This is a genomic window from Microcoleus vaginatus FACHB-2002 (genome assembly GCF_040004035.1).
Taxonomy (GTDB): Bacteria; Cyanobacteriota; Cyanobacteriia; order Cyanobacteriales; family Microcoleaceae; genus Microcoleus; species Microcoleus vaginatus_C.
On the sequence record NZ_JAMPLN010000084.1, the window covers coordinates 1 to 1,906 of the forward strand.

General features: G+C 47.2%; 1 protein-coding gene. It reads left to right on the forward strand.

The features are described from left to right. Positions 1–368: 368 nt before the first annotated feature. On the forward strand, positions 369–1,685 hold the full coding sequence (locus NDI35_RS29605; RefSeq protein ID WP_445315815.1) for a homoserine dehydrogenase: 1,317 nt from the start codon (positions 369–371) through the stop codon (positions 1,683–1,685). Positions 1,686–1,906 lie beyond the last annotated feature (221 nt).

Below are 1,906 nucleotides of genomic sequence, written 5' to 3' on the forward strand. Positions count from 1 at the left end.
ACTACTCTTTTTCTCAAATCTAGACTGTATGCCATTTTTCGGCTCCGAGTTAACAATTTTTCTTGATTTTACATCATCTTGCATTTGTCTCACATTTATTTGAAATGACTATATATCCGACTTGTAATATCGTTTCCGGTTGCATCGGAATAATAAAATCGAGTCAAGAGTTAACACTCAACCATTCAGTTTTTCGACCCGCCTGTCAACAGTCAACAGTCAACAGTCAACAGTCAACCACCATAAGGAGTGCAACCGGAATTGATATAAGGTACCGAATGCGTACCCTACAATACTATTTTGATTGCTCCGGTACGGGAATAGCCTACAATGGTTGTGGCTTAATTGAGTTTCTACGGGTCAAAGTCGTGGCTTTCAAAATTGGTTTGTTAGGTTTGGGTACAGTTGGCGCGGGAACAGCAGAGATTTTGCTCTCCCCAGACGGCCGCCATCCGCTGTTGCAGGAATTGGAAATCTATCGGGTGGGAGTGCGCGATATTTCTCGAACTCGGTCTTTACAATTGCCAGAAAATGTGCTGACAACTGACCTAGAAGCGATCGCAACAGACCCGGAAATTGATATTGTAGTAGAACTGATTGGCGGATTGGAACCGGCGCGATCGCTCATTCTGCAAGCTATTGCCAGCGGCAAGCACGTCGTCACTGCCAACAAAGCAGTTATCGCCCGCTACGGTAATGAAATCTTCGAGGCCGCCAACAAAAAAGGCGTTTACGTAATGCTAGAAGCTGCTGTCGGCGGCGGCATTCCGGTCATTCAAAGCCTCAAACAATCTTTAGGTGCAAACCGCATTCAAACTGTCACCGGCATCGTCAACGGCACAACTAATTACATCCTGACGCGGATGCAAACAGAAGGCGCAGACTTTGCCGAAGTGCTCGCCGACGCTCAGCAATTAGGTTATGCTGAAGCTGACCCCACAGCAGATGTAGATGGATTAGATGCTGCCGATAAAATTGCTATTTTAGCCTCGCTAGCTTTTGGCGGACGCATCAAATTAGCAGATGTTCACTGCGAAGGTATCAGAAAAGTTAGTGCGGCTGATATTAACTACGCCGACAAGCTGGGATTTGTGATTAAATTGTTGGCTATTGCTCAAGAAACCTCCCACTACAATGGCAAGCAAGCGGAGGGAGAAAGCGAACTGCTGTCAATTCGAGTGCATCCGAGTTTTGTGCCGAAAACTCATCCGCTGGCGAGTGTTAACGGGGTTTACAATGCCATTTTAGTCGAAGGAGAGCCGATCGGGCAATTGATGCTGTACGGGCGCGGCGCGGGTGCGGGCCCAACAGCTAGCGCCGTAGTATCCGACATTATGAATGTGGCGGCCATCCTGAAAACCGAAACTGTTCCGATTCCCCATCCTTTGCTGAGTTGCAGTCACCAACACTACTGCAAAATTGCTCCGATGCAGGAACTTGTTACTCGCTTTTACGCCCGTTTTCTGACGCGCGATACTCCGGGGGTAATTGGCAAACTCGGCACTTGTTTCGGCAACCACAAAGTTAGTTTGGAATCAGTTGTGCAGACGGGAATTCACGGCGATTTAGCAGAAATTGTCGTCGTGACTCACGATGTGAGGGAAGGAAATTTTCAACAAGCACTCGATGAAATTCGCGCGCTGGAAGCAGTCGATAGTATTGCTAGCACGTTGCGAGTTTTGTAAAAGTGATGGGATAGGGCGGGTTTCAGATAGAATATTTGCTAATAATTGACAATCTCTACAACCCGCCCTCGCGCAACGATAAATCCCGATGTACATTTGGCGGATGTGGTAGATACTGTCTTGAACTGTCAAGGGGTCGCGAGTAAATAATTTGGGTCGAAAGGCTTTTGGGATTTTAAAATCCCAAAAGCCAAATGCACCAGTTTCCTCATCAGCGCACC